30 protein-coding genes and 1 pseudogene are annotated in these 22,202 nt (G+C 33.5%); 28 read left to right on the top strand and 3 right to left on the bottom strand.

Annotated elements, in window-relative coordinates; genetic code table 11:
- The first annotated feature begins 3 nt into the window (after positions 1-3).
- From rplC to rplQ, 25 genes are all read left to right on the top strand, one after another.
- Positions 4-630 (top strand): 50S ribosomal protein L3, encoded by a 627-nt coding sequence (gene rplC, locus TREMTM_RS01425; RefSeq protein ID WP_083172592.1) that lies wholly within the window; start codon positions 4-6, stop codon positions 628-630.
- Between the two features lie 17 nt (positions 631-647).
- On the top strand, positions 648-1,253 hold the full coding sequence (rplD, locus tag TREMTM_RS01420) for a 50S ribosomal protein L4 (protein ID WP_083172590.1): 606 nt from the start codon (positions 648-650) through the stop codon (positions 1,251-1,253).
- 329 nt (positions 1,254-1,582) lie between these two features.
- Complete coding sequence (rplB, locus tag TREMTM_RS01410) at positions 1,583-2,407, top strand: 50S ribosomal protein L2 (RefSeq protein WP_083172586.1); 825 nt, start codon at positions 1,583-1,585, stop codon at positions 2,405-2,407.
- Between the two features lie 10 nt (positions 2,408-2,417).
- The gene (rpsS, locus tag TREMTM_RS01405) at positions 2,418-2,696 is read left to right on the top strand and encodes a 30S ribosomal protein S19 (RefSeq protein ID WP_083172584.1); all 279 of its coding nucleotides are present in this window, start codon (positions 2,418-2,420) and stop codon (positions 2,694-2,696) included.
- 17 nt (positions 2,697-2,713) lie between these two features.
- Entirely contained in the window at positions 2,714-3,046 is a 333-nt protein-coding gene (rplV, locus tag TREMTM_RS01400) for a 50S ribosomal protein L22 (RefSeq protein WP_083172582.1), read from the top strand.
- A 17-nt stretch (positions 3,047-3,063) separates the two neighbouring features.
- A complete protein-coding gene (rpsC, locus tag TREMTM_RS01395) occupies positions 3,064-3,729 on the top strand; it encodes a 30S ribosomal protein S3 (protein ID WP_083172580.1) in 666 nt (221 codons plus the stop codon).
- Positions 3,730-3,774: 45 nt separating this feature from the next.
- Complete coding sequence (rplP, locus tag TREMTM_RS01390) at positions 3,775-4,203, top strand: 50S ribosomal protein L16 (RefSeq protein ID WP_083172578.1); 429 nt, start codon at positions 3,775-3,777, stop codon at positions 4,201-4,203.
- A gap of 91 nt (positions 4,204-4,294) precedes the next feature.
- Complete coding sequence (gene rpsQ, locus TREMTM_RS01385; RefSeq protein WP_083172576.1) at positions 4,295-4,540, top strand: 30S ribosomal protein S17; 246 nt, start codon at positions 4,295-4,297, stop codon at positions 4,538-4,540.
- 45 nt (positions 4,541-4,585) lie between these two features.
- On the top strand, positions 4,586-4,957 hold the full coding sequence (rplN, locus tag TREMTM_RS01380) for a 50S ribosomal protein L14 (RefSeq protein WP_083172574.1): 372 nt from the start codon (positions 4,586-4,588) through the stop codon (positions 4,955-4,957).
- Positions 4,958-5,006: 49 nt separating this feature from the next.
- A complete protein-coding gene (rplX, locus tag TREMTM_RS01375) occupies positions 5,007-5,315 on the top strand; it encodes a 50S ribosomal protein L24 (protein WP_083172572.1) in 309 nt (102 codons plus the stop codon).
- 13 nt (positions 5,316-5,328) lie between these two features.
- Positions 5,329-5,880, top strand: a complete 552-nt coding sequence (gene rplE, locus TREMTM_RS01370) for a 50S ribosomal protein L5 (RefSeq protein ID WP_083172570.1) — start codon at positions 5,329-5,331, stop codon at positions 5,878-5,880.
- Positions 5,880-6,185, top strand: a complete 306-nt coding sequence (rpsN, locus tag TREMTM_RS01365; RefSeq protein ID WP_083172567.1) for a 30S ribosomal protein S14 — start codon at positions 5,880-5,882, stop codon at positions 6,183-6,185. The genes rplE and rpsN overlap by 1 nt, the downstream gene beginning before the upstream one ends.
- A 25-nt stretch (positions 6,186-6,210) precedes the next feature.
- A complete protein-coding gene (rpsH, locus tag TREMTM_RS01360; RefSeq protein ID WP_083172565.1) occupies positions 6,211-6,603 on the top strand; it encodes a 30S ribosomal protein S8 in 393 nt (130 codons plus the stop codon).
- 10 nt (positions 6,604-6,613) lie between these two features.
- Positions 6,614-7,147 carry a 50S ribosomal protein L6 gene (rplF, locus tag TREMTM_RS01355; RefSeq protein WP_083172563.1) on the top strand — a complete coding sequence of 178 codons (534 nt, stop codon included), beginning with the start codon at positions 6,614-6,616 and terminating at the stop codon, positions 7,145-7,147.
- A gap of 17 nt (positions 7,148-7,164) precedes the next feature.
- Positions 7,165-7,515 carry a 50S ribosomal protein L18 gene (gene rplR / locus TREMTM_RS01350; protein ID WP_083172561.1) on the top strand — a complete coding sequence of 117 codons (351 nt, stop codon included), beginning with the start codon at positions 7,165-7,167 and terminating at the stop codon, positions 7,513-7,515.
- Positions 7,516-7,529: 14 nt separating this feature from the next.
- On the top strand, positions 7,530-8,030 hold the full coding sequence (rpsE, locus tag TREMTM_RS01345) for a 30S ribosomal protein S5 (RefSeq protein ID WP_083172559.1): 501 nt from the start codon (positions 7,530-7,532) through the stop codon (positions 8,028-8,030).
- Between the two features lie 9 nt (positions 8,031-8,039).
- Complete coding sequence (gene rpmD, locus TREMTM_RS01340) at positions 8,040-8,222, top strand: 50S ribosomal protein L30 (RefSeq protein WP_083172557.1); 183 nt, start codon at positions 8,040-8,042, stop codon at positions 8,220-8,222.
- 3 nt (positions 8,223-8,225) lie between these two features.
- Positions 8,226-8,669: a 50S ribosomal protein L15 gene (gene rplO, locus TREMTM_RS01335; protein WP_083172555.1), complete on the top strand. Its 444-nt coding sequence runs from the start codon at positions 8,226-8,228 to the stop codon at positions 8,667-8,669.
- A gap of 2 nt (positions 8,670-8,671) precedes the next feature.
- Positions 8,672-9,997: a preprotein translocase subunit SecY gene (gene secY, locus TREMTM_RS01330; RefSeq protein WP_083172553.1), complete on the top strand. Its 1,326-nt coding sequence runs from the start codon at positions 8,672-8,674 to the stop codon at positions 9,995-9,997.
- 31 nt (positions 9,998-10,028) lie between these two features.
- Positions 10,029-10,145, top strand: coding sequence for a 50S ribosomal protein L36 (gene rpmJ / locus TREMTM_RS01325; RefSeq protein WP_083172551.1), 117 nt, complete (start codon positions 10,029-10,031; stop codon positions 10,143-10,145).
- 38 nt (positions 10,146-10,183) lie between these two features.
- Positions 10,184-10,540 carry a 30S ribosomal protein S13 gene (gene rpsM / locus TREMTM_RS01320; protein ID WP_083172549.1) on the top strand — a complete coding sequence of 119 codons (357 nt, stop codon included), beginning with the start codon at positions 10,184-10,186 and terminating at the stop codon, positions 10,538-10,540.
- A gap of 9 nt (positions 10,541-10,549) precedes the next feature.
- The gene (gene rpsK / locus TREMTM_RS01315) at positions 10,550-10,939 is read left to right on the top strand and encodes a 30S ribosomal protein S11 (RefSeq protein ID WP_083172547.1); all 390 of its coding nucleotides are present in this window, start codon (positions 10,550-10,552) and stop codon (positions 10,937-10,939) included.
- Between the two features lie 45 nt (positions 10,940-10,984).
- Positions 10,985-11,605, top strand: coding sequence for a 30S ribosomal protein S4 (gene rpsD, locus TREMTM_RS01310; RefSeq protein WP_083172545.1), 621 nt, complete (start codon positions 10,985-10,987; stop codon positions 11,603-11,605).
- Between the two features lie 67 nt (positions 11,606-11,672).
- A complete protein-coding gene (locus tag TREMTM_RS01305; RefSeq protein WP_083172543.1) occupies positions 11,673-12,650 on the top strand; it encodes a DNA-directed RNA polymerase subunit alpha in 978 nt (325 codons plus the stop codon).
- Between the two features lie 22 nt (positions 12,651-12,672).
- The gene (rplQ, locus tag TREMTM_RS01300) at positions 12,673-13,047 is read left to right on the top strand and encodes a 50S ribosomal protein L17 (RefSeq protein WP_083172541.1); all 375 of its coding nucleotides are present in this window, start codon (positions 12,673-12,675) and stop codon (positions 13,045-13,047) included.
- A 13-nt stretch (positions 13,048-13,060) separates the two neighbouring features.
- Here the strand turns inward: rplQ and typA are convergent, their stop codons facing one another.
- Positions 13,061-14,875, bottom strand: coding sequence for a translational GTPase TypA (gene typA / locus TREMTM_RS01295; protein ID WP_083172539.1), 1,815 nt, complete (start codon positions 14,873-14,875; stop codon positions 13,061-13,063).
- Between the two features lie 116 nt (positions 14,876-14,991).
- Between typA and yihA the strand changes: the two genes are divergently transcribed.
- Positions 14,992-15,618 (top strand): ribosome biogenesis GTP-binding protein YihA/YsxC, encoded by a 627-nt coding sequence (gene yihA / locus TREMTM_RS01290; protein WP_083172537.1) that lies wholly within the window; start codon positions 14,992-14,994, stop codon positions 15,616-15,618.
- Between the two features lie 210 nt (positions 15,619-15,828).
- Here the strand turns inward: yihA and TREMTM_RS01285 are convergent.
- Both TREMTM_RS01285 and rne read right to left on the bottom strand, forming a co-directional pair.
- Positions 15,829-16,707: pseudogene (locus TREMTM_RS01285) on the bottom strand (5'-3' exonuclease); the annotation flags it as partial.
- 133 nt (positions 16,708-16,840) lie between these two features.
- Complete coding sequence (gene rne, locus TREMTM_RS01280) at positions 16,841-18,937, bottom strand: ribonuclease E (RefSeq protein ID WP_083172533.1); 2,097 nt, start codon at positions 18,935-18,937, stop codon at positions 16,841-16,843.
- A gap of 273 nt (positions 18,938-19,210) precedes the next feature.
- Between rne and rluC the strand changes: the two genes are divergently transcribed.
- Together rluC and mnmG are read left to right on the top strand one after the other, a co-directional pair.
- Positions 19,211-20,161, top strand: coding sequence for a 23S rRNA pseudouridine(955/2504/2580) synthase RluC (gene rluC, locus TREMTM_RS01275; protein ID WP_083172531.1), 951 nt, complete (start codon positions 19,211-19,213; stop codon positions 20,159-20,161).
- 148 nt (positions 20,162-20,309) lie between these two features.
- Positions 20,310-22,202, top strand: coding sequence for a tRNA uridine-5-carboxymethylaminomethyl(34) synthesis enzyme MnmG (mnmG, locus tag TREMTM_RS01270; protein ID WP_083172529.1), 1,893 nt, complete (start codon positions 20,310-20,312; stop codon positions 22,200-22,202).

Here is a 22,202-nt window from a genome sequence, read left to right as displayed (position 1 = left end):
GCAATGAAAGGTTTAATAGGACGTAAAGTAGGTATGACTCGTCTTTTTACCGAAGGTATTTCTATACCAATAACTGTTATTGAAATAAAAGAAAATAGTGTAATACAAATTAAAAATTTTAAAAATGATGGATATAATGCTATCCAAATTACTTCTGGTATTAAAAATAAAAAAAGAATAAATAAATCTGAAGCAGGACATTTTGCAAAATCAGGTGTTGAAGTAGGATGTGGTTTATGGGAATTTAAAATTAATAATATTGAAGAAATGACTGTGGGTCAGAATATTTCTGTAGAAATATTCAGTACTATAAAAAAAGTAGATATTACTGGTATTTCTAAAGGAAAAGGATTTGCTGGTACTGTCAAACGTTGGAATTTTCATACTCAGGATTCTACTCATGGTAATTCACTGTCTCATCGTGCTCCAGGTTCCATAGGTCAGAATCAAACTCCAGGTAAAGTATTCAAAGGAAAAAAAATGTCAGGTCAGTTAGGTAATAAAAAAGTTACTATTCAGAATCTTGATATAATAAGGATTGATATCCAACGTAATTTATTATTAGTAAAAGGTGCTGTTCCGGGAGCAATTAGTAATCACTTGATAATTAAACCAGCTATTAAAGCGTAATAATCGAGGATATATTAATGGAATTAGTACTAAAAGATACACAGGATATACTAAATGTTTCAGAAAAAATATTTGGATTTAATTTTAATAAAGCATTAATTCATCAAATTATTATAGCTTATTTTGCAGGATCTCGTCAAGGAACTAGTTGTCAAAAAAATCGTGGTGAAGTAATTGGTTCCAATAAAAAACCTTGGCGTCAGAAAGGTACAGGTAGGGCACGTTCTGGTAGTGTTAAAAGTCCTATATGGAGATCTGGTGGTATAACTTTTGCAGCTAAGCAGCAAGATTATAGTAAAAAAGTAAATAAAAAAATGTATCGTGGAGCTTTAAAAAGTATTTTTTCAGAATTAATTCGTCAAAATCGTTTAATTATTGTTGAATATTTTTATATAAAAGCACCCAAAACAAAATTTTTAGTACAGAAATTACAAAATTTATTATTAGATGATGTTTTAATTATTACAGATAAATTAAATGAGAATTTATTTCTAGCTGCACGTAATCTCTACAAAGTAGAGGTTAGCGATACGAAAAGCGTTAACCCTATTAGTTTAATTGTTTTTGATAAAGTTATTATAACAGTTAATGCTATTAAGCAATTTGAGGATATGTTGGTATGATTTTTAGAAAAAAAAATTTATTTTAAGATATACTTAAATCACAACATATTTCTGAAAAAGCATCTACCTCAAAAAAAATACAACACTATTGTTTTTAAAGTAAAAAAAGATGCAAATAAAGCAGAAATTAAAACTGCTATATATAAAAAATAAAATTAATAAAATTATAAAAAATAAAATTAATAAAATACATACTCTTATATTTAAAGAAAAAAATAAGCATCATAAACAACGTAACTATAAAAAAGCTTATATTATCTTTAAAAAGGGTCAAAATATATAATTTTTATAAAAAAACAGAGTGTTTGTAATTATGAGGAATAATAACAATGTCAATTGTTAAGTGTAAACCCACATCTCCAGGTCGTCGCCACGTTGTTAAAATAATAAATTCTAATATTCATAAAGGTAAACCGTATAATAAATTACTAAAACCTCTTAATAAATCAGGTGGACGGAATAATAATGGTCGTATTACTATGCGACATATTGGTGGTGGGCACAAAAAAAAATATCGCATAATAGATTTTAAACGTAATAAAGATGATATTCCAGCAATAATAGAACGTTTTGAATATGATCCTAATAGATCAGCTAATATTACATTAGTAATGTATAAAGATGGTGAACGACGTTATATAATTGCACCCAAAGGACTAAAAGTTGGTGACCAAATTGAATCTGGTGTCGATGTAGCAATTAAAATAGGAAATGCTCTTCCTATGCGAAAAATACCTATTGGTTCCATAATACATAATGTAGAAATGAAACCAGGTAAAGGTGGTCAATTAGCACGTTCTGCTGGTTCTTATATTCAAATAGTATCTCGCGATAGTGCTTATGTTACTTTACGGTTACGTTCTGGGGAAATACGTAAAATTAATTCTGAATGTCGTGCAACTTTAGGTGAAGTAGATAATGCAGAACATATGTTATGTATTTTAGGTAAAGCTGGTGCTAAACGATGGAGAGGTATACGTTCTACTGTTCGGGGTACAGCAATGAATCCTGTTGACCATCCGCACGGTGGTGGTGAAGGACGTAATTTTGGTAAGCATCCTGTATCTCCATGGGGTCTTCAGACAAAAGGTAAAAAAACTCGTAGTAATAAACGTACTGATAAATTTATAGTATGTCGTCGAATAATAAATTAGAGGATAAAATATGCCACGTTCTCTCAAAAAAGGTCCATTTATTGATTTACATTTGCTGAAAAAAATAGAGAAAGCAGTTAAAATAGGTGAAAAAAAAACTATTCGCACTTGGTCACGTCGTTCAATAATATATCCAGCAATGATAGGTTTAACTATTGCTATCCATAATGGACGACAGCATGTTCCTGTTTTTGTTGTAGATGAAATGGTTGGTCACAAATTAGGTGAATTTTCGCCCACTCGTACTTATCGCGGTCATGCAGCAGATAAAACTACTAAAAAAAATTAAATTTAGGAAATAAATAGATGGAAACTATAGCTCAATATCGCTATGCGAATTCTTCTGCTCAAAAAGTTAGATTAGTAGCGAATCTAATTCGTGGTAAAAAAGTTTCGCAAGCTCTAAAAGAACTAACTTATAATAAAAAGAAAGCTGCTGGTATAATAAAAAAAACAATAAAATCTGCTATTGCTAATGCTGAACACAATAATGGTGTAGAAGATATTGATGATTTAAAAATTGCAAAAATATTTGTTGATATTGGTCCCAGTATTAAACGTATTATGCCACGTGCCAAAGGTCGTGCAGATCGTATCTTAAAACGTAAAAATCATATTACGGTAATTTTATCTATTTAATTTTTTGGAGTAAATTAATGGGTCATAAAGTCAACCCAAATGGTATTCGTCTGGGAATTGTTAAATTATGGAACTCTACTTGGTATGCAAATACTAAAGAATTTGCTAATAATCTAGATAACGATTTTAAAATTCGTAAATTTCTAATTAATGAATTATCGAATTCTTTTATTTCTCGTATAGTAATAGATCGTCCAGCAAATAGTATTATGGTAACAATTCATACGGCTAGACCAGGTCTAGTAATAGGAAAAAAAGGCGAAGATATTGAAAAACTACGTAAAATTATATCTCATATCGCTAAATTACCAGCACAAATTAATATTAATGAAATACGTAAACCTGAAATGGATGCTAAATTAGTTGCTGAAAGTATATCTTCACAATTAGAACGTCGTATTCTGTTTCGCAGAGTAATGAAACGTGCTGTACAGAATGCAATGCGTATTGGAGCTAAAGGAATTAAAATTGAAGTTAGTGGGCGTTTAGGAGGATCTGAAATAGCACGTACTGAATGGTATCGAGAAGGTTGTGTTCCCCTACATACTTTGCGAGCAGATATTGATTATAGTACTTCTGAAGCGTATACCATCTATGGTGTTATAGGATTAAAAGTATGGATTTTTAAAGGTGAAATTTTAGGTAATATGAATACTATTGAACACAAAAAAACAAATAATTAAAATTTAATGTAAATAAAGCGGTAAGTAAGGCAAGGAGAATTTTTGATGTTACAACCAAAACGTACAAAATTCCGTAAAATGCATAAAGGTCACAATCGGGGACTAGCAGTAAGTATGGATATTAAATTCGGTAGTTTTGGTTTAAAAGCTATTGGACGTGGTTATTTAACTTCTTGTCAAATTGAAGCAGCGCGTCGTGCTATAACACATGAAATTAAGCATCAAGGTAGGATATGGATTCGTATTTTTCCAGACAAACCAATTACTAAAAAACCTCTAGAAGTACGTATGGGTAAAGGTAAAGGTAATGTAGAATACTGGGTTGCTTTAATTCAGCCTGGTAAGATTTTGTATGAAATAGATGGTATTACAGAAGAATTAGCCCATGAAGCATTCAATTTAGCATCAGCAAAATTACCAATAAAAACTATATTTATAAAAAAACATATGGAAACTACTGAAGTTTTCAATTAATAATTATAAACAAAATAAAAAAATAAGTATACAACTTTTGCATAAAAATTGCGCGTGTGAAAACATTATTAACTTAAAGGGTACTTAATGAATGATACATACTTTGCAAGGTCGTGTAGTAAGCAATAAAATGGAAAAATCAATTGTTGTAATAATTGAACGGTTTGTAAAACATCCAATATATGGTAAGTTTATCAAACGTACAACTAAGCTTCATGTACATGATGAGAATAATGAAAGCAATATCGGAGATATTGTTGAAATAAATGAATGTCGTCCAATTTCTAAATCTAAATCTTGGAAATTAATTCGTGTTATAGAAAGAGCTATATTATAAGTAATATATTAACTATATTTTATATGTTATAAATGGAGTATTAACATGATCCAAGAACAAACTATGTTGTCTGTAGCTGATAACTCAGGAGCACGTCGTGTAATGTGTATCAAAGTGCTAGGTGGTTCGCATCGTAGATATGCCAATATTGGAAATATTATTAAAATTGCTATTAAAGAAGCAATTTTTCGTGGAAAAGTTAAAAAAGGTGATGTTTTAAAGGCAGTAGTTGTGCGTACTAAGAAGGGTATTCGTCGCTCTGACGATTCTTTAATTCGTTTTGATGATAATGCTTGTGTTTTATTGAACGATAATAATGATCAACCTATTGGTACACGTATTTTTGGACCAGTAACTAGGGAACTTCGTACTGAAAAGTTTATGAAAATTATTTCTCTAGCACCTGAAGTTATCTAGAAATCTTCTTTATTCTTTATTAAAAAAGAACTTTAAAAGGAAGAATAAAATGGCAGCTAAGATATGTATTGATGATGAAGTAATCGTAATAACTGGAAAAGATAAAGGTAAAAGAGGTAAAATTAAAACTATCCTCCCTAATGGGAAATGCATTATTAATGGTATAAATTTAGTTAAAAAACATAAAAAACTAATGCCTAATAATTCAGGTGGAATTTTAAAAAAAGAATCTAAAATTGATCTTTCTAATATTGCAATTTTTAATTTAGCTACTAATAAAGCAGACCGTGTCGGATTTAAGATTGAAAATAGTAATAAATTTAGAATATTCAAATCTAATGGTAAACTTATTAAGTAAGTAGGAGTAGATAATGGCAAAACTTTACGAGTACTATAAAAATGAAGTAGTTTTTCAACTAATTAAAAAATTTAATTATAGTTCTGTTATGCAAGTGCCTAACCTTTATAAGATAACTTTAAATATGGGCGTAGGTAAATCAATTTCTAATCAAAATTTTTTGGATAATGCTAAAGAATATTTAGCAGCAATTTCAGGTCAAAAACCAATTATAACTAAAGCACGTAAATCTATTGCTGGATTTAAAATCCGTAAGGGATATCCTATTGGATGTAAAGTAACTTTACGTGGTAAACGTATGTGGGATTTTTTAGAAAGATTACTTTTTATTGCCATACCACGTATTCGTGATTTTCGTGGTTTATCTATTAAGTCATTTGATGGCAATGGCAATTATAATATTGGTGTACAGGAAAATATTATTTTCCCAGAAATTTCTTATGAAAGAGCAGATAATGTTTGTGGATTAGATATTGCTATTACTACTACGGCAAAATCAGATAATGAAGGATGTAATTTATTAACAGCTTTAAACTTTCCCTTCTGGAAAGAAGGGAGTTACTAATGGCTAAAGAATCTATGAAAGCACGAGAAGTAAAAAGGATGAAATTATCTAATAAATTTTTTAAAAAACGTACTGAACTTAAAAATATTATTTCTAGTATAAATGTGGCAGATGAAGAACGTTGGAATGCGGTTCTTAAGTTGCAAACTTTACCACGTGATTCTAGTCCTTCTCGTAAACGTAATAGATGTCGTCAAACTGGTCGTCCTCACGCTTATTTAAGAAAATTTGGGTTAAGTCGTATTAAAGTACGTGAAGCTGCCATGCGTGGTGAAATTCCCGGTTTAAGAAAAGCTAGTTGGTAACAATTAACTATAGGAGTTAAAATAGATGAGTATGCAAGATCCAATTGCGGATATGCTAACACGTATTCGTAATGGTCAAATTGCTAAGAAAACTGCAGTTTATATACCTAATTCTAAGGTTAAATTAGCAATTGCTAACTTATTAAAAGAAGAAGGATTTATTGATAATTATAAAGTTTTAGGTAGTACTAAACTAAAATTAGAAATAATACTTAAATATTTTAAGGGAAAGCCAGTATTAGAAAATATACAACGTATTAGCCGTCCAGGTCGTCGTATCTATAATAAAAAAAATAAATTGCCAAAAGTAATGGCAGGTATGGGTGTTGCAGTAATTTCTAGTTCTTTAGGAATAATAACTGATCGTGCTGCACGCAAGGCTGGTATTGGTGGTGAAGTTATCTGCTATATAGCATAATGGTGAAAAAATGTCTCGTGTTGCTAAAACACCTGTTATTATTCCTGCAGGCGTAGATGTAAAAATAAAAGGAAAAGATATTTTCATGAAAGGTAAAAATGGTGAGCTAATTTACACTATTCATGAAATGATAAATATTGAATATGCTAATAAACAGCTAACTTTTGCTCCTACTATTAATAACAAAAAATATGCTGCAATTGCAGGTACTACACGATCGTTAATAAATGGAATGGTGATTGGTGTCACCTATGGATTTATTAAAAAATTACAATTAGTAGGAGTAGGTTATCGCGCTACAGTTAAAGATAATATAGTAAATTTATCTCTGGGATTTTCTCATCCTATTAACTATAACCTACCAAAAGGTATTACTGCAGAATGTACAACTCAAAATGAGATTATTATTAAAGGATCTAATAAACAGATTCTTGGTCAAGTTGCTGCAGATTTACGTAATTATCGTCGTCCTGAACCTTATAAAGGAAAGGGTGTTCGTTACGCTGATGAAGTTATACGTATCAAAGAAAAAAATAAAAAGTAAAACATAGAGTAATAAATATGAATAAAAAAATAGCTCGTATTCGTCGTTCAATAAGAACAAAAAGTAAAATTAAAAAATTAGGATCAATGAGATTAGTTATACATCGTACACTACGCCATATTTATGCACATATTTTTGAACCTACTAGCTATAAAATACTAGTAGCTGCTTCTACTGTAGAAAAAAATATTCTTGAAATAAATGTTACTGGTAATAAATATGCAGCTTCTGAAATAGGTAGAACTATCGCTATACGAGCCTTAGAAAAAGGAATTAAAAAAGTATCTTTTGACCGTTCTGGATTTAAATATCATGGTCGCGTTCAAGCACTAGCAAACGCTGCTCGTATAGCTGGACTCCAATTTTAAGGTAAATGTATAAGATGGCACAAATTGAAAAAAAATCTGTTTTTTTACAAGAAAAATTAATTGCAGTCAATAGAGTATCTAAGACAGTAAAAGGTGGACGTATTTTCAGCTTTTCAGCAATGATAGTTGTTGGTAATGGTAATGGTAGAGTAGGTTTTGGTTATGGTAAAGCACGAGAAGTTCCATCAGCAATACAAAAAGCAATAGAAAAAGCACGTCGAAATATGATAAATATTGCAATAAAAAGCGGTACTTTACAACACCCAATTAAAGGTACATATACAGGATCTGTAGTTTTTATGAAGCCAGCATTTAAAGGTACAGGTATTATCGCTGGTGGTGCAATGCGTGCAATTTTTGAAGTTGCAGGAATTCATAATGTACTAGCAAAAGCATATGGTTCAACAAATCCAATAAACGTAATTCGTGCAACTATTGAAGCTCTTATTAAGATGAATTCTCCTGAAATTATTGCTGCAAAAAGGGGGAAATTGGTTGAAGAAATTAGGAATTAATTTGTTACTATGATAAAAAATATAAAAATTATTCAAATTCGTAGTTCTATTGGTTGTTTGCCAAAACATAAGGCAACTTTGGTGGGGTTAGGGTTGCGTCATATTGGCCATACTATAGTCCGTGAAGATACCACTGCTATACGAGGTATGATTAATTTAATTTCCTATATGGTTAGGATAATTGAGGAATGAGGTATGCGCTTAAATGATCTTTCTCCAGCTGATGGTTCTAAATTTGCATCTAAACGTTTAGGACGTGGTATTGGTTCTGGATTAGGAAAAACCAGCGGTCGAGGTCATAAAGGTCAAAAGTCACGTTCTGGAGGTAAAATATATCGTGGATTTGAAGGAGGACAAATGCCTTTATGCCGTCGTTTGCCTAAATTTGGCTTTAATTCACATAAAGCAATACTTACAGCAGAAGTAAGTTTGTCTGATTTAGCAAATATAGAAGGTAACATAGTAGATATAAAAGTATTAAAATCTGCTAAGATTGTTAATATAAAAACTAAATGCGCCAAAATTATACTGTCAGGTAAAATAAAAAAAGCAGTTACAATAATAACAACAGCTGGTATTCGTATAAGCAAAGGTGCACGTTATGCAATCGAAGCTGCAGGTGGGAAATTTGAGGAATAAGTATGGATAAAGATAAAAAAATAGAATGGAATGTTAAAAGAGGAATAAAGGAACTAAAAAGTAGATTTTTATTTGTTATTGGTTCACTTATTGTTTTTCGTATTGGCTCTTTTATTCCCATACCTGGAATAAATAGTACTGTATTTACAAAATTAATTGAACAACAGCGCAGTACTATTATTGACATGTTTAACATGTTCTCTGGTGGTGCACTTAATCGTGCTTCTGTTTTTGCTTTAGGAATTATGCCATATATTTCATCGTCTATTATTATTCAATTGTTAACTGTAATTCACCCTACTCTTTCAGAAATTAAAAAAGAAGGTGAATTTGGAATACAAAAAATAAACCAATACGCCCGTTATGGTGCGTTAGTATTAGCTATATTTCAAGCAATTAGTTTTACAATAGGTTTACCAAATATGCCTGAAATGCAATCTTTAGTAATTATTCCAGGAATTTCTTTTTACTTAACTGCTATACTAAGTCTAGTTTGTGGAACAATATTCCTTATGTGGCTTGGTGAACAAATTACTGATCGTGGTATTGGTAATGGTATATCTCTTATTATATTTACAGGTATTATAGCCGGTTTACCTACTGCTATTAGCTATACTATTAAGCAAACTATAAAAGGATATTTTCCATTTTTATGTTTACTTTTAGTTGCATTTTTAGTTTTTGCTGTAACTTTTTTTGTTATATTCATTGAACATGGTCAGCGTCGTATTATTGTTAATTACGCAAAGCATCAGCAGCAAGGACGTTGTGTTTATTTAAATCAAAATACACACTTGCCATTAAAAGTAAATATGGCTGGAGTTCTTCCAGCAATTTTTGCTTCAAGTATTATTTTATTTCCAGCTACTATTGTATCCTGGTTTGGAGGTAGTCCCTATTGTGGATGGCTAACTAATATCTCTCTTTATTTACAACCTGGTCAACCACTTTATGCCTTACTATATGCATCGGCAATTATATTTTTATGTTATTTTTATACAACAATAGTTTTAAATTCTCGAGAAACAGCAGATAATCTTAAGAAATTAGGAGTATTTGTACCTGGTATTCGTCCTGGAGAACAAACAGCAAAATATATAGATCAGGTAATGAATCGTCTAACACTAGTAGGTGCTATGTATATTACTTTTATATGCTTAATACCTGAATTTATGCGTAACGCAATGAAGGTTCCATTTTATTTCGGTGGCACGTCTTTATTGATCGTAGTTGTTGTTATCATGGATTTTATGACCCAAGTACAAACTATGTCTACTCAGTACGAGTATGCATTTTTAAAAGAAACTTTAAAAAGTTATAATCGATAATTCTTGAATTTAAGAAGTTACGGAGAGTAACATGAAAGTTCGCGCTTCCGTCAAAAAAATATGTCATAACTGTAAAATAATTAAACGTAACGGTGTTGTTTGCGTTATTTGCAGTGTTGCTCCTAAACATAAGCAACGTCAAGGATAGCAATTAAAAAGAAGAAATATATTAACTTAGGAGTGCACATGGTACGTATAGCAGGCATTAACATTCCTGATAATAAGCATACTGTTATTGCATTAACTTCAATTTTCGGTATTGGAAAATCTTGTTCAAAACATATTTGTGCTGCTACAGGTATTGCTGAAAATATAAAGATTAATGATTTGTCTGAAGAGCAACTGGAAAAGTTGCGTGACGCAGTTGCTAAATTTGTTGTAGAAGGAGATCTTCGCCGTGAATTAACTATTAATATCAAGCGACTTATAGATCTTAATACTTATCGTGGTTTACGTCACCGTCGTAATCTTCCTGTTCATGGTCAGCGTACTAAGACTAATGCTCGTACCTGTAAAGGTACTCGTAAAAAAGTAAATAAATAAGGTGATTAAATGAATAAAATACCTCCTAAGACACGTAATCGTATTAAAAAACAAGTTTTAGATGGTATAGCGCATATATATGCGTCTTTTAATAATACTATCATAACTATTACTGATCGTCAGGGGAATACATTAGGTTGGGCAACATCTGGTTGTTCAGGTTTTCGAGGTTCTAGGAAATCTACTCCTTTTGCTTCACAGGTTGCAGCAGAACGTTGTACTGAAGCAGTAAAAGAATATGGTATTAAGAATCTTGAAGTAATGATTAAAGGTCCAGGTCCAGGTCGCGAATCTACTATTCGTGCTTTAAATGCAGCTGGTTTCCACATTACTAACATTACTGATGTTACTCCAATTCCTCATAACGGTTGTCGTCCCCCAAAAAAGCGCCGTGTATAGAAGAGTTAATTATTAAGTTAAGTAGCGTCTATTATTGGAGAAAAAATGGCAAGATATTTGGGTCCTAAACTTAAGCTTAGCCGTCGTGAGAACACAGATTTATTCTTAAAATCTGGTGTTCAAGCAATTAATTCCAAGTGCAAAATTGAACAAATTCCAGGTCAGCATGGCACGCGTAAAATACGTTTATCTGATTATGGTATACAGTTACGTGAAAAACAAAAAGTGCGTCGTATTTACGGCGTACTAGAACGTCAATTTCATAATTACTATAAAGAAGCAGTACGTAGAAAAGGTAATACTGGTGAAAATCTGTTGCAATTGCTAGAAAGTCGTCTTGATAATGTTGTTTATCGGATAGGATTTGGTGCTACTCGTGCTGAGTCGCGTCAATTGGTTAGCCATAAAGCAATTATAGTAAACGGTAGGATTGTAAATATCGCTTCTTACCAGGTTACTAAAAATGATGTTATAAGTATAAATGAAAAAGCGAAAAAACAATCCCGTATTATGGCTTCATTGGAACTATCTAATCAACGTGAAAAACCCACCTGGATTGAAATTAATTTTGATAAAATGGAAGGTATATTTAAAAAATATCCAGAACGTACTGATCTATCAGCGGATATTAATGAACACCTTATCGTAGAGCTTTATTCTAAATAGAGCTTTATTCTAATGATAAGGATAGAGCTATTTTATTAATAAATTTATAAAAGAGGACATAACAATAATGCAGAATTCGGTTACAGATTTTCTAAAACCGCGACTAGTAGATATCGAAAAAATAAGTTCAACGCACGCTAAAGTAACACTTGAGCCCTTAGAGCGTGGTTTTGGGCATACTATAGGTAACGCACTTCGTCGTATTTTACTTTCATCAATACCTGGTTATGCCGTTACCGAGGTTAAAATGGATGGTGTACTACACGAGTACAGCAGTAAAGAAGGTGTACAGGAAGACATACTAGAAATTTTACTTAATCTAAAATGTTTAGCAGTAAAAGTTAACGGTGAAAATGATGTAATATTGAATTTAAATAAATCTGGTATTGGTCCAGTAATAGCCGCTGATATTACTTACAATAGTAATATCGAAATTATTAACCCACAGCATATTTTATGTCATTTAACTGATAAAAATGCATCTATAAATATGCAAATAAAGATTCAATTGGGACGTGGTTATGTTCCAGCTTCTACCAGAATTAATAAAGATGAGTACAAGCCCATCGGGTTACTTATGGTAGACGCATGTTATAGTCCTATAGAGCGTATCTCTTATAATGTAGAAGCAGCTAGAGTAAAACATCGTACTGATCTAGATAAACTAGTTATTGATATAGAAACAAACGGTACTCTTGATCCAGAAGAAGCAATTCGTCGTTCAGCAACCATTTTAGCAGAACAATTGGAAGCTTTTGTAGACTTACGTGATATACGTCATCAAGAAATTAAAGAAGAAAAAACAGATTTTGATCCCATTCTGCTACGTCCTGTTGACGATTTAGAATTAACGGTACGTTCTGCTAATTGTCTTAAAGCAGAGGCGATTCACTATATAGGTGATCTTGTACAGCGTACTGAAGTTGAATTATTAAAAACACCTAATCTTGGTAAAAAATCTCTTACTGAAATTAAAGATGTGTTGGCTCTACATGGATTATCTTTAGGAATGTGTCTTGATAACTGGCCTCCGGCCTCCAACTAATTTATAAAATGGATAAAAAATAATGCACCATCGTAAGATTGGTCGTCAATTAAACCGTAATAGCAGTCATCTTAAGGCTATGTTTCGTAATATGGCTAGTTCTTTAGTTTATTATGAAATAATAAAGACAACTTTGCCCAAAGCAAAAGAGCTTCGTCGCTTTGTAGAACCGCTAGTTACAATAGCTAAAAATGACAGTGTTGCAAATCGTCGTCTTGCATTTTCTAGAATTAGAGATAATGTAATTGTAACAAAATTGTTTAATGAACTGGGACCTCGTTTTAAGATTAGAGCTGGTGGTTATACTAGAATTCTAAAATGTGGTTTTCGTACAGGAGATAACGCTCCTATGGCATATATAGAATTTGTTGATCGTGATAAAAAAATAACAGAGTAATTTAACATCACCATCAATTTGATCTATGTGCACGCTTACGTTCATTTTCTGTAAGATAACGCTTACGCAAGCGTATAGATTGCGGAGTTACTTCAACCAATTCATCATCATCAACAAATTCTATTGCTTGCTCCAAAGACATCTTAATAAGAGGTATAAGATTAGTAGCTTCATCTGTACCTGAAGCACGTAGATTAGTTAGTTTTTTACCCATTAAGCAGTTTACCGTCAAATCATTAGAGCGGTTATGAATACCGATAATCTGTCCTTTATAAACTTCAACACCGTGACCTAAAAAAAGACGACCGCGATCCTGAAGACCATATAAGGCGTAAGCTACTGTTTTACCTTGACCGTTAGAAATCAACACTCCATACTTACGTTGACCTATTTTTCCTGTAAGGACATTATCGTAGTGACTGAAAGTAGAGTGCAATAAACCAGTACCAGAAGTCATGGTTAGAAAATCAGTGCGAAACCCCAGCAGCCCCCTACTTGGAATTACATAATTTAAACGAACACGTCCTTTCCTATCAGGCAACATATCACATATTACCCCTTTACGGACACCTATAGAGTCCATAACCTGACCTTGATGCTGCTCTTCTATGTCTAAAATTAACGATTCAAATGGTTCCTGCTTAACGCCATCTACGGTACGAAAAATTACTTTGGGACGAGAAACGGCGATTTCAAATCCCTCTCTACGCATATTTTCAATAAGAACTGAAAGATGTAGCTCTCCGCGTCCAGAAACACAGAAGGTATCAGGATCATCTGTTTCTTCTACACGTAGCGCCACATTATGCACTAGTTCTTTATTCAAACGATCTCTAATCTGTCTTGAAGTAACATATTTACCTTCTCTGCCGCAAAAAGGCGATGTATTAACTCCAAATGACATAGATACTGTAGGTTCATCAATAATTAACGGAGGTAGCGCTTCTATTTGAGCTGAATCACAGATAGTATCAGAAATATTTAACTTTCCTAATCCTGTAATTGCTATAATATCACCGGCTTCTGCTATTTTAACTTCTATGCGCTGTAATCCTATATAACTTAATATTTTGCCTACTTTTCCATTACGTCGTTTTCCCTCTTTATCTAATATAGTAACGTGCTGGTTTTTTTTTACATAACCGCGCTTTATGCGACCGATACCGATAACACCAACGTAGCTATTATAGTCAAGCTGAGAAATTTGCATTTGAAAGAGACCATTAGCGTAAATTTGGGGTGCATCTACATTCTTTACGATAGATTCAAATAACGGAGTCATATCATTAGACATGTTTTCATGTTCTAAACCTGCAATACCATTAAGCGCTGACGTATATACTATAGGAAAATCAAGTTGTTCGTTGGTAGCACCTAAGTTAACAAATAAATCAAATACTTGATCTACCACCCAATCTGGACGAGATCCTGGTCTATCAACTTTATTAATGACTACTATAGGTTTTAAACTATGTAAAAATGCTTTCTGCGTTACAAAACGTGTCTGTGGCATTGGACCATCTATAGCATCTACCAGCAATAATACTGAATCAACCATCGACATAACACGCTCAACTTCACCTCCAAAATCAGAATGTCCAGGAGTATCAACGATGTTGATGCGGTAATCGCGCCAGTTAATTGCCGTATTTTTAGCAAAAATAGTTATTCCACGCTCTTTTTCCAAATAGTTATAGTCCATTACACGTTCTAGAGTAGAACTACGTTCACTAATAGTGCCTGATTGTTGCAATAATTTGTCAACCAAAGTAGTTTTTCCATGATCAACATGTGCGATGATGGCGATATTACGCAATTTTTTAATCACAATTTTGCTATTTACCTCATAAGAATAAAGCGTTATTGTAAACGTGCATTCTAGCATAGACAGCTATATAATAGCTATTATACTATACTATCTTTTTTTACACGAGACGAAAGAATTTGAAAAAATACTTTAATTATCTAGGTACTTATTTTTTATTTAGCGTCCCTAATATACGCTTATTGCCGGTAAATAACGGTATTGAAATAGCATTCGTAGGACGTTCTAATTCAGGAAAATCTAGCGCTATTAATACGTTGACTAGTAATAAAAGCCTAGCTAAAACCAGTAAAACACCAGGACGCACCCAGCTTATCAACTTTTTTGAGGTTGAACCTGGTCTTCGTATAGTAGATCTACCAGGATATGGTTACGCTAAAGTTCCTGAAAATATAAAACGTCAATGGCAACATACTATTAGTGAATATTTGCAAAGACGCGATAACCTTAAAGGACTAGTAGTTTTAATGGATATTCGTCATCCAATGAAATATCTAGATCAAAAAATAATTATATTAGCTAAAAATTTAAATATACCCATTCTCATCCTACTCACTAAGTCCGATAAACTAACTTACAAAGCACGCAATGATCAGCTGAATAAGGTTCGTAAAATGACAATACCTTTGTTTAAAGGTGATATACATATTGAAATATTCTCGTCAATAAAAAAACATGGAGTTGAAACACTGCGACAAAAACTAAATACATGGTTTTCTATAAAATGTACTATATTACAAAAGTAGTGAGCTTTATCCAAATTTTAACCTACTCATGGTACATCTAACCTAAAAAAACTCTAAAACTCTATTAATATGCATTTATGCATTTGCGCTATCAACAGCATCACAAGGTCAAAAATACCAGGACGAAGATGTACAATGTCAATTATTAGTCTTCTTTTTTTTTAAAATTAACGGGGCACTACGTGGGAATACCGATGGTACAACCATTTTTTCTTCAAGGTCTCTAATCCAATATTTAAATTCGTAACGCTGAAACAATAGCATCAAAGCTTTGTATTCAGTTTTTTTAACTTTTAGTTGGTCATAAGATAAATTTAGTGCTACATTGGTTTTAATCTTAACAAGTTGGTAATAAATAAACACAATATCGCGGTACTGCTTAAGCTTGGTAGCTATAGTTTTAGCACCACGAAAACTTATATTTTTGATGTTGTCTAGCTGTTGATAAATAGTTTCTAGTCCTCCTACTCTATGTAAGAGTGCCAATGCTGTTTTTTTACCTATTCCAGGAACACCCAAAATATTATCTGAGCTATCACCTATCAGCGTTAAATAATCAATGATAAGGCTGGGTGGAACACCGAACTTTAACTGCACCTCTTTAGGCCCTATAATAGTATTCGACATAGTATTGATAATTTTTATTTTAGGAGAAACTAGCTGAGCCATATCTTTATCTCCGGTACTTATTAGTACATTAATACCGTCACTTGCTGCAGCAAGCGCTAAGGTACCAATAACATCATCTGCCTCAACGCCACTGATAGCAAACAGTGGTAATCCCATAGCTTTAACCATATTATATAGAGGTGCTATCTGATTGTACAGATCAGGTTGCATAGGCGGTCTATGTAATTTATAACGATTAAATAATTCATTTCTGAATGTATTACCATTAGCGTCAAACACTACAGCAAAATAGTTAGGACGGTATTGCAATAATATGCTTTTAAGCATATTTAATACGCCGTAGATTACCCATGTAGGTTCCCCTAAGCTATTAGTTAACGGTGGAAGAGCATTATAGGCACGGTAAAGATAATAAGAACCATCAACTAAAATTAACGATTTTTCTTTAATTGGAGCCATATTGTTGTTAATAAAATTTATTTTTTATTTTATAACAAAATGTTGTTTATAAGGATAAAAATTATTATCTTATAACAAAAAAATAAGGTCCCAACCCAGCGATGCCTGTTTAAGTAAACGCTAATTAACTTTATTACTCCTCTTTTTTATTAGTAGTGGTAACAGGATAACTAATCCAAACTTTTCCAGATGTTATCTCTGGAGACATAACAGCACTAGTAATCGGTACCGTAGATATACGGCGACGGCGTTGGCCGCTCAATTGCAAGTCACGTGGTGAACGATGCATATTATTTTTTTTATCGCTAATGCATATTTTACAATTCAGCTGCCTGCAAGTTTTGCAATTATGATGCTGATATCTATCATGATTTCTATATGTTAGTTCATTTGTTAGTTCATTATTTTTACTATGCCGCCGTTTATCGCGTCGATATTGTCGCGCCTTACTGCACAGAGTTTCCGTATTAACTGATGTCTCTACTATCAATAGTTCAGCGTTATTATTTTTACGCTGTTGTATAGTGCCAAGAATATATTTTAAGCTAGCAGCTATACTAGCTGCTATACGTCCCCACAGGCTGCTAGATGCACTTGCGGTATTTTTATAATATGAATTTTTTTTACTAACTAGCGGTAAATCTTCAGTAATTACAAAAGACGTTAGTGCCGGCTGCTCTAATTTTTTGCGTATAGCTGATTCTTCATGAAGATCTGCTTCATGTAACTGCGGAATTAAATAACTTAAAGTAGGTGCTTTTTCTCCTCCCTTACGGATCCGTGAAACCGCATAATGCGGAGTTTGAATTTGAGCGTTAGGAACTATAATCGCCCGCACACCGCCATGGCGTTTCTCGATTGCGTTGACTGCTCCGCGTTTCTCATTTAGTAAATAGGATGCAATAGGAACAGGTACGATAGCGTGTACTTCTTGTGTATTATCTTTTAATGCTTCTTCTTCAATTAGGCGCAGTATAGAAAGAGAAAGAGATTCGTTGTCACGTATAGTACCGGTGCCTTCACACCGTGGACAAACATGATGGCTTGATTCCCCTAGTGATGTACTCAGACGCTGACGTGAAAGTTCTAGCAGACCAAAACTAGAGATACGTCCTATTTGAATACGAGCACGGTCCTGAAGAACTAATTCTAGTAGACAATTTTCTACCGCTCGCTGATGGCTAGCTAGCGCCATATCGATAAAATCAATAACAATCAAACCACCTAAATCCCGTAGTCGCAACTGTCTGGCAATTTCATCAGCTGCCTCAAGGTTAGTATTTAAAGCGGTTTCTTCAATATCTACTCCTCTTGTTGAACGAGAGGAGTTTATATCAATTGCAGTCAAAGCCTCGGTAGTATCTATAACAATAGAGCCTCCAGAAGGCAATCGTACTTTACGCTGAAATGCAGATTCAATCTGCGATTCAATTTTGTAATAGCTGAATAGAGGAATTTCACCGCTATATAGTTTAATCTTCTTAATAAGAGCTGGACGACCCAGTGATGTAATATGCTCTATTGCTAGGTCCATAATTTTAGAATTATCGATTAAAATTTCACCAATATCAGATCGTAAATAATCACGGAAAGCACGAACAATAACATTACTTTCTTGATGAATCAAGAAAGGAGCTGGACGTTCTTCAGCTGCCTTTTTTATAGCCTGCCAGTGTTTTAGACGGAAAGTTAGATCCCCCTGCAGAGCAGCTGCAGATTTTCCTAAGCCAGCAGTACGTACAATAATACTCATGCCATCTGGTAGCTCCAATGAAGATAAAGCAGCTTTTAATTCAATACGATTTTCGCCTTCGATACGGCGCGAAATACCGCCTGCTCGTGGAGTATTAGGCATAAGCACCAGATAACTACCTGCTAAATTTATAAAAGTAGTTAGCGCTGCTCCTTTATTACCTCTTTCTTCTTTATCTACTTGTACGATAACTTCCTGACCTTTCTGTAGTAAATCCTTGATATTAGATTTTACATAAGAAGAAAAATACTCTCTAGAAATTTCTTTAAGTGGAAGAAAACCGTGGCGTTCGGCGCCATAATCAACAAATACTGCCTCTAAACTGGGTTCAATATGGGTAATTTTACCTTTATAGATGTTTGCTTTTTTCTGCTCATGCCCGGTACTTTCAATATTTAGGTCATACAGTCTTTGTCCATCTACTAGAGCTATACGCAACTCTTCCTTTTGAGTTGCATTAATTAACATTCTTTTCATTGTATACTCTTTTCTACTTTAGATTTGCATTCATGCTGCAGTAAAAAAAGGAAAAAACTTATAAGTGCAAAAATAGATTATTCCGCAGCAAGCGAAATGTTCGAATAACCATTGTCTGACGTCATTGCAACGTTTAGACTAAAAAAAATTAAAATTTATATATAAAAAAAATTATTGAAAGTAAATGATGCCACTGCTAATGCACATAGCAAGCAAAATTTATTTATTGATAATAACTTACAGTTAAGTACATAAAAAGTAGCACAATATCTTATGAAGACACAAAATACATTTGTACATTTTATCACTATTTCAGAAGATGAAGCAGGTCAGAGAATAGATAATTTTTTACATACGCATCTTAAAGGTATGCCAAGAAGTATGATTTACCGCATCGTGCGTAAAGGTGAAGTACGAGTAAATAAAAAAAGGATAAAACATGCATATAAACTGAAAAATAATGATAAAGTACGCATTCCTCCAGTTATATATAAAAATAAAGTATCTCTGTCACCATATAGTAATAAATTTGCTGCGTTAAATGACGCTGTAATCTATGAAGATGATTATCTACTTGTTTTAAACAAGCCAGCTGGCACGGCTGTGCATGGTGGAAGTAGTATCCATTTTGGTGTTATTGAAATATTGCGTGCTCTGCGCCCATCGGCGCATTTTCTAGAATTAGTTCATCGGTTAGATCGAGACACGTCTGGAGTACTTTTAGTTGCTAAAAAACGTTCAGCTCTAATTGCACTACATGATCAGTTACGTACTAAGAAAATGCAAAAATATTATCTGGCTCTAGTGCGAGGCCAGTGGCAATTACACCTTAAAAAGGTTGCAGAACCTCTTTTTAAAAAGACTCTTGCTAGAGGAGAGCGTATTGTTAGGGTAACAAGCAAAGGGAAACCATCAGAAACACGTTTTAAAGTGAAAGAGCCATTTAAATTGGCAACGCTAGTATTAGCTAGTCCGATAACAGGACGTACCCATCAGATTAGGGTACATGCTCAATATGCAGGCCATCCTATTGCGTTAGATAGACGATATGGTGATAGTACGTTCGATCAGCAACTAAGATGTTGTGGTCTTCATAGATTATTTTTACATGCAGTTGCACTGCGATTTTTTCATCCAGGTAACGGTGAAATATTGCATATAGAAGCTCCGTTAGATAAGCATTTGCGTCAGTGTTTGCTGTATCTACGTGCCCATTATAAATAAATTATTTTTTTCTTTAAGAATTCTAAAAAAGAGATTTTTATTTTAGTTAGTTAATGTTATATTAACTTTGTATTAATCTTCTTTGAAGAATTATATTCTTCACATTACATTATTATTTTTGCAATTTAGGTTAGGTGGTATTTAAAATTTGTTTTTTTATCCAGATCATTTTGACGTAATCGTTATTGGTGGTGGCCATGCAGGTACTGAAGCAGCAATGGCTTCAGCGAGGATAGGATGCAAAACCTTACTGTTAACGCATAGTATTGATACGCTAGGACAAATGTCCTGTAATCCTTCGATAGGTGGTATCGGAAAAGGACATCTAGTTAAGGAAATTGATGCTATGGGCGGATTAATGGCACAAGCAATAGATCAGGCAGGTATTCATTTTAGGATACTAAATTACAGTAAAGGACCTGCTGTTAGAGCTACTCGCGCTCAGGCTGATCGAGTTCTTTACCGGCAGGCTGTAAGATGCGCATTGGAAAAACAACCTAATTTAACGATATTCCAACAGACTGTAGAAGATCTAATAATAAAGGTCGATAGAGTTGTTGGTGTTGTAACGCAAACAAAGACAAAATTAAGTGCAAGCGCTGTTGTGCTCACAGTAGGTACTTTCCTTAATGGAAGGATTCATATTGGTATGGATAATTACAGTGGTGGCAGAGCAGGGGATCTACCATCTATTTCTTTGTCATACTGTCTCAGAAAGCTTCCGTTGCGGGTAAATCGCCTTAAAACTGGCACACCACCGCGCATAGATGCACGCAGTATTAATTTTTCGCAGTTGGCGGTACAACATGGGGATAATCCTTTACCTTTTTTTTCCTTTTTAGGATCGGATGACAAACATCAGCAACAGATTCCTTGTTATATTACTTATACTAACGAAAATACCCATGATATAATTCGCAATAATTTAGACCGTAGTCCACTTTATGCTGGCATTATTGATTCTGTAGGGCCGCGCTATTGTCCTTCTATTGAAGATAAGATTCTGCGCTTTGCAGATCGTAATGCTCATCAGGTTTTTTTAGAGCCAGAAGGTCTTACTAGCAATGAAATTTATCCTAATGGCATATCTACCAGCTTGCCGTTTGATGTACAAATAAAAATTGTCCAATCAATAAAGGGATTAGAGAAAGCGTGCATTATGCGTCCAGGATATGCAATTGAATATGATTTCTTTGATCCACGCGATTTAAAACTAACGCTGGAAAGTAAACTAATAAAAAGGTTGTTTTTAGCTGGTCAAATAAACGGTACAACCGGCTATGAAGAGGCAGCAGCCCAGGGCATGCTAGCTGGGCTAAACGCGGCACGTTTGGTTAAAGATAAAGAAGAATGGTCACCGCGGCGAGATCAGGCATATTTAGGTGTGTTAGTTGATGATTTATGCACATTGGGCACTAAAGAGCCCTATCGAATGTTTACCTCTCGTGCTGAATACCGGCTGCTATTGAGGGAAGATAACGCCGATCTTCGGCTTACAGAAATAGGTCGTAAATTAAAAATGGTAGATGATGTGCGCTGGGCTAGTTTTTGTTTAAAGCAAGAACTTCTTGAGCAAGAGCGACAACGTTTGCGTAATATATGGGTTAATCCTTATAGCAAAGGAATAGATAAGCTTAATTTATTGCTTAAATCACCACTAATACGCGAATATAATGGAGAAGAACTTCTGCGTAGACCAGAGATAAATTATTGTAATCTTACAAATTTTGATTTATTTAGTCCTTCTGTAGAAGACAAGAAAGTAGCAGAACAAATTGAGATTCAAATAAAATATCAAGGCTACATAGCTCGTCAGCAGGATGATATCATGCGCCAGATACGCTATGAACATATTAAAATTCCTGAATATATAAATTTTAGCGATATTTCTGGACTTTCTAACGAAGCCAGAGATAAACTCAATGATCATAAACCATGCTCTATAGGTCAGGCTTCACGTATTTCAGGTATTACGTCAGCATCAATTTCAATATTGCTGGTATGGCTAAAAAAACAAGGGCTTTTACATCACAATAACTAG

Source organism: secondary endosymbiont of Trabutina mannipara (assembly GCF_900090215.1).
In the GTDB taxonomy this organism is placed as follows: domain Bacteria; phylum Pseudomonadota; class Gammaproteobacteria; order Enterobacterales; family Enterobacteriaceae; genus Mikella.
This window is presented reverse-complemented; position numbering and strand designations above follow the sequence as displayed.

Bases quoted from the DNA above. Each gene is read 5' to 3' on its own strand.
- rplC (WP_083172592.1), top strand. From the start codon at position 4: ATGAAAGGTTTAATAGGACGTAAAGTAGGTATGACTCGTCTTTTTACC.
- rplD (WP_083172590.1), top strand. From the start codon at position 648: ATGGAATTAGTACTAAAAGATACACAGGATATACTAAATGTTTCAGAA.
- rplB (WP_083172586.1), top strand. From the start codon at position 1,583: ATGTCAATTGTTAAGTGTAAACCCACATCTCCAGGTCGTCGCCACGTT.
- rpsS (WP_083172584.1), top strand. From the start codon at position 2,418: ATGCCACGTTCTCTCAAAAAAGGTCCATTTATTGATTTACATTTGCTG.
- rplV (WP_083172582.1), top strand. From the start codon at position 2,714: ATGGAAACTATAGCTCAATATCGCTATGCGAATTCTTCTGCTCAAAAA.
- rpsC (WP_083172580.1), top strand. From the start codon at position 3,064: ATGGGTCATAAAGTCAACCCAAATGGTATTCGTCTGGGAATTGTTAAA.
- rplP (WP_083172578.1), top strand. From the start codon at position 3,775: ATGTTACAACCAAAACGTACAAAATTCCGTAAAATGCATAAAGGTCAC.
- rpsQ (WP_083172576.1), top strand. From the start codon at position 4,295: ATGATACATACTTTGCAAGGTCGTGTAGTAAGCAATAAAATGGAAAAA.
- rplN (WP_083172574.1), top strand. From the start codon at position 4,586: ATGATCCAAGAACAAACTATGTTGTCTGTAGCTGATAACTCAGGAGCA.
- rplX (WP_083172572.1), top strand. From the start codon at position 5,007: ATGGCAGCTAAGATATGTATTGATGATGAAGTAATCGTAATAACTGGA.
- rplE (WP_083172570.1), top strand. From the start codon at position 5,329: ATGGCAAAACTTTACGAGTACTATAAAAATGAAGTAGTTTTTCAACTA.
- rpsN (WP_083172567.1), top strand. From the start codon at position 5,880: ATGGCTAAAGAATCTATGAAAGCACGAGAAGTAAAAAGGATGAAATTA.
- rpsH (WP_083172565.1), top strand. From the start codon at position 6,211: ATGAGTATGCAAGATCCAATTGCGGATATGCTAACACGTATTCGTAAT.
- rplF (WP_083172563.1), top strand. From the start codon at position 6,614: ATGTCTCGTGTTGCTAAAACACCTGTTATTATTCCTGCAGGCGTAGAT.
- rplR (WP_083172561.1), top strand. From the start codon at position 7,165: ATGAATAAAAAAATAGCTCGTATTCGTCGTTCAATAAGAACAAAAAGT.
- rpsE (WP_083172559.1), top strand. From the start codon at position 7,530: ATGGCACAAATTGAAAAAAAATCTGTTTTTTTACAAGAAAAATTAATT.
- rpmD (WP_083172557.1), top strand. From the start codon at position 8,040: ATGATAAAAAATATAAAAATTATTCAAATTCGTAGTTCTATTGGTTGT.
- rplO (WP_083172555.1), top strand. From the start codon at position 8,226: ATGCGCTTAAATGATCTTTCTCCAGCTGATGGTTCTAAATTTGCATCT.
- secY (WP_083172553.1), top strand. From the start codon at position 8,672: ATGGATAAAGATAAAAAAATAGAATGGAATGTTAAAAGAGGAATAAAG.
- rpmJ (WP_083172551.1), top strand. From the start codon at position 10,029: ATGAAAGTTCGCGCTTCCGTCAAAAAAATATGTCATAACTGTAAAATA.
- rpsM (WP_083172549.1), top strand. From the start codon at position 10,184: ATGGTACGTATAGCAGGCATTAACATTCCTGATAATAAGCATACTGTT.
- rpsK (WP_083172547.1), top strand. From the start codon at position 10,550: ATGAATAAAATACCTCCTAAGACACGTAATCGTATTAAAAAACAAGTT.
- rpsD (WP_083172545.1), top strand. From the start codon at position 10,985: ATGGCAAGATATTTGGGTCCTAAACTTAAGCTTAGCCGTCGTGAGAAC.
- TREMTM_RS01305 (WP_083172543.1), top strand. From the start codon at position 11,673: ATGCAGAATTCGGTTACAGATTTTCTAAAACCGCGACTAGTAGATATC.
- rplQ (WP_083172541.1), top strand. From the start codon at position 12,673: ATGCACCATCGTAAGATTGGTCGTCAATTAAACCGTAATAGCAGTCAT.
- rne (WP_083172533.1), bottom strand. From the start codon at position 18,937: ATGAAAAGAATGTTAATTAATGCAACTCAAAAGGAAGAGTTGCGTATA.
- rluC (WP_083172531.1), top strand. From the start codon at position 19,211: ATGAAGACACAAAATACATTTGTACATTTTATCACTATTTCAGAAGAT.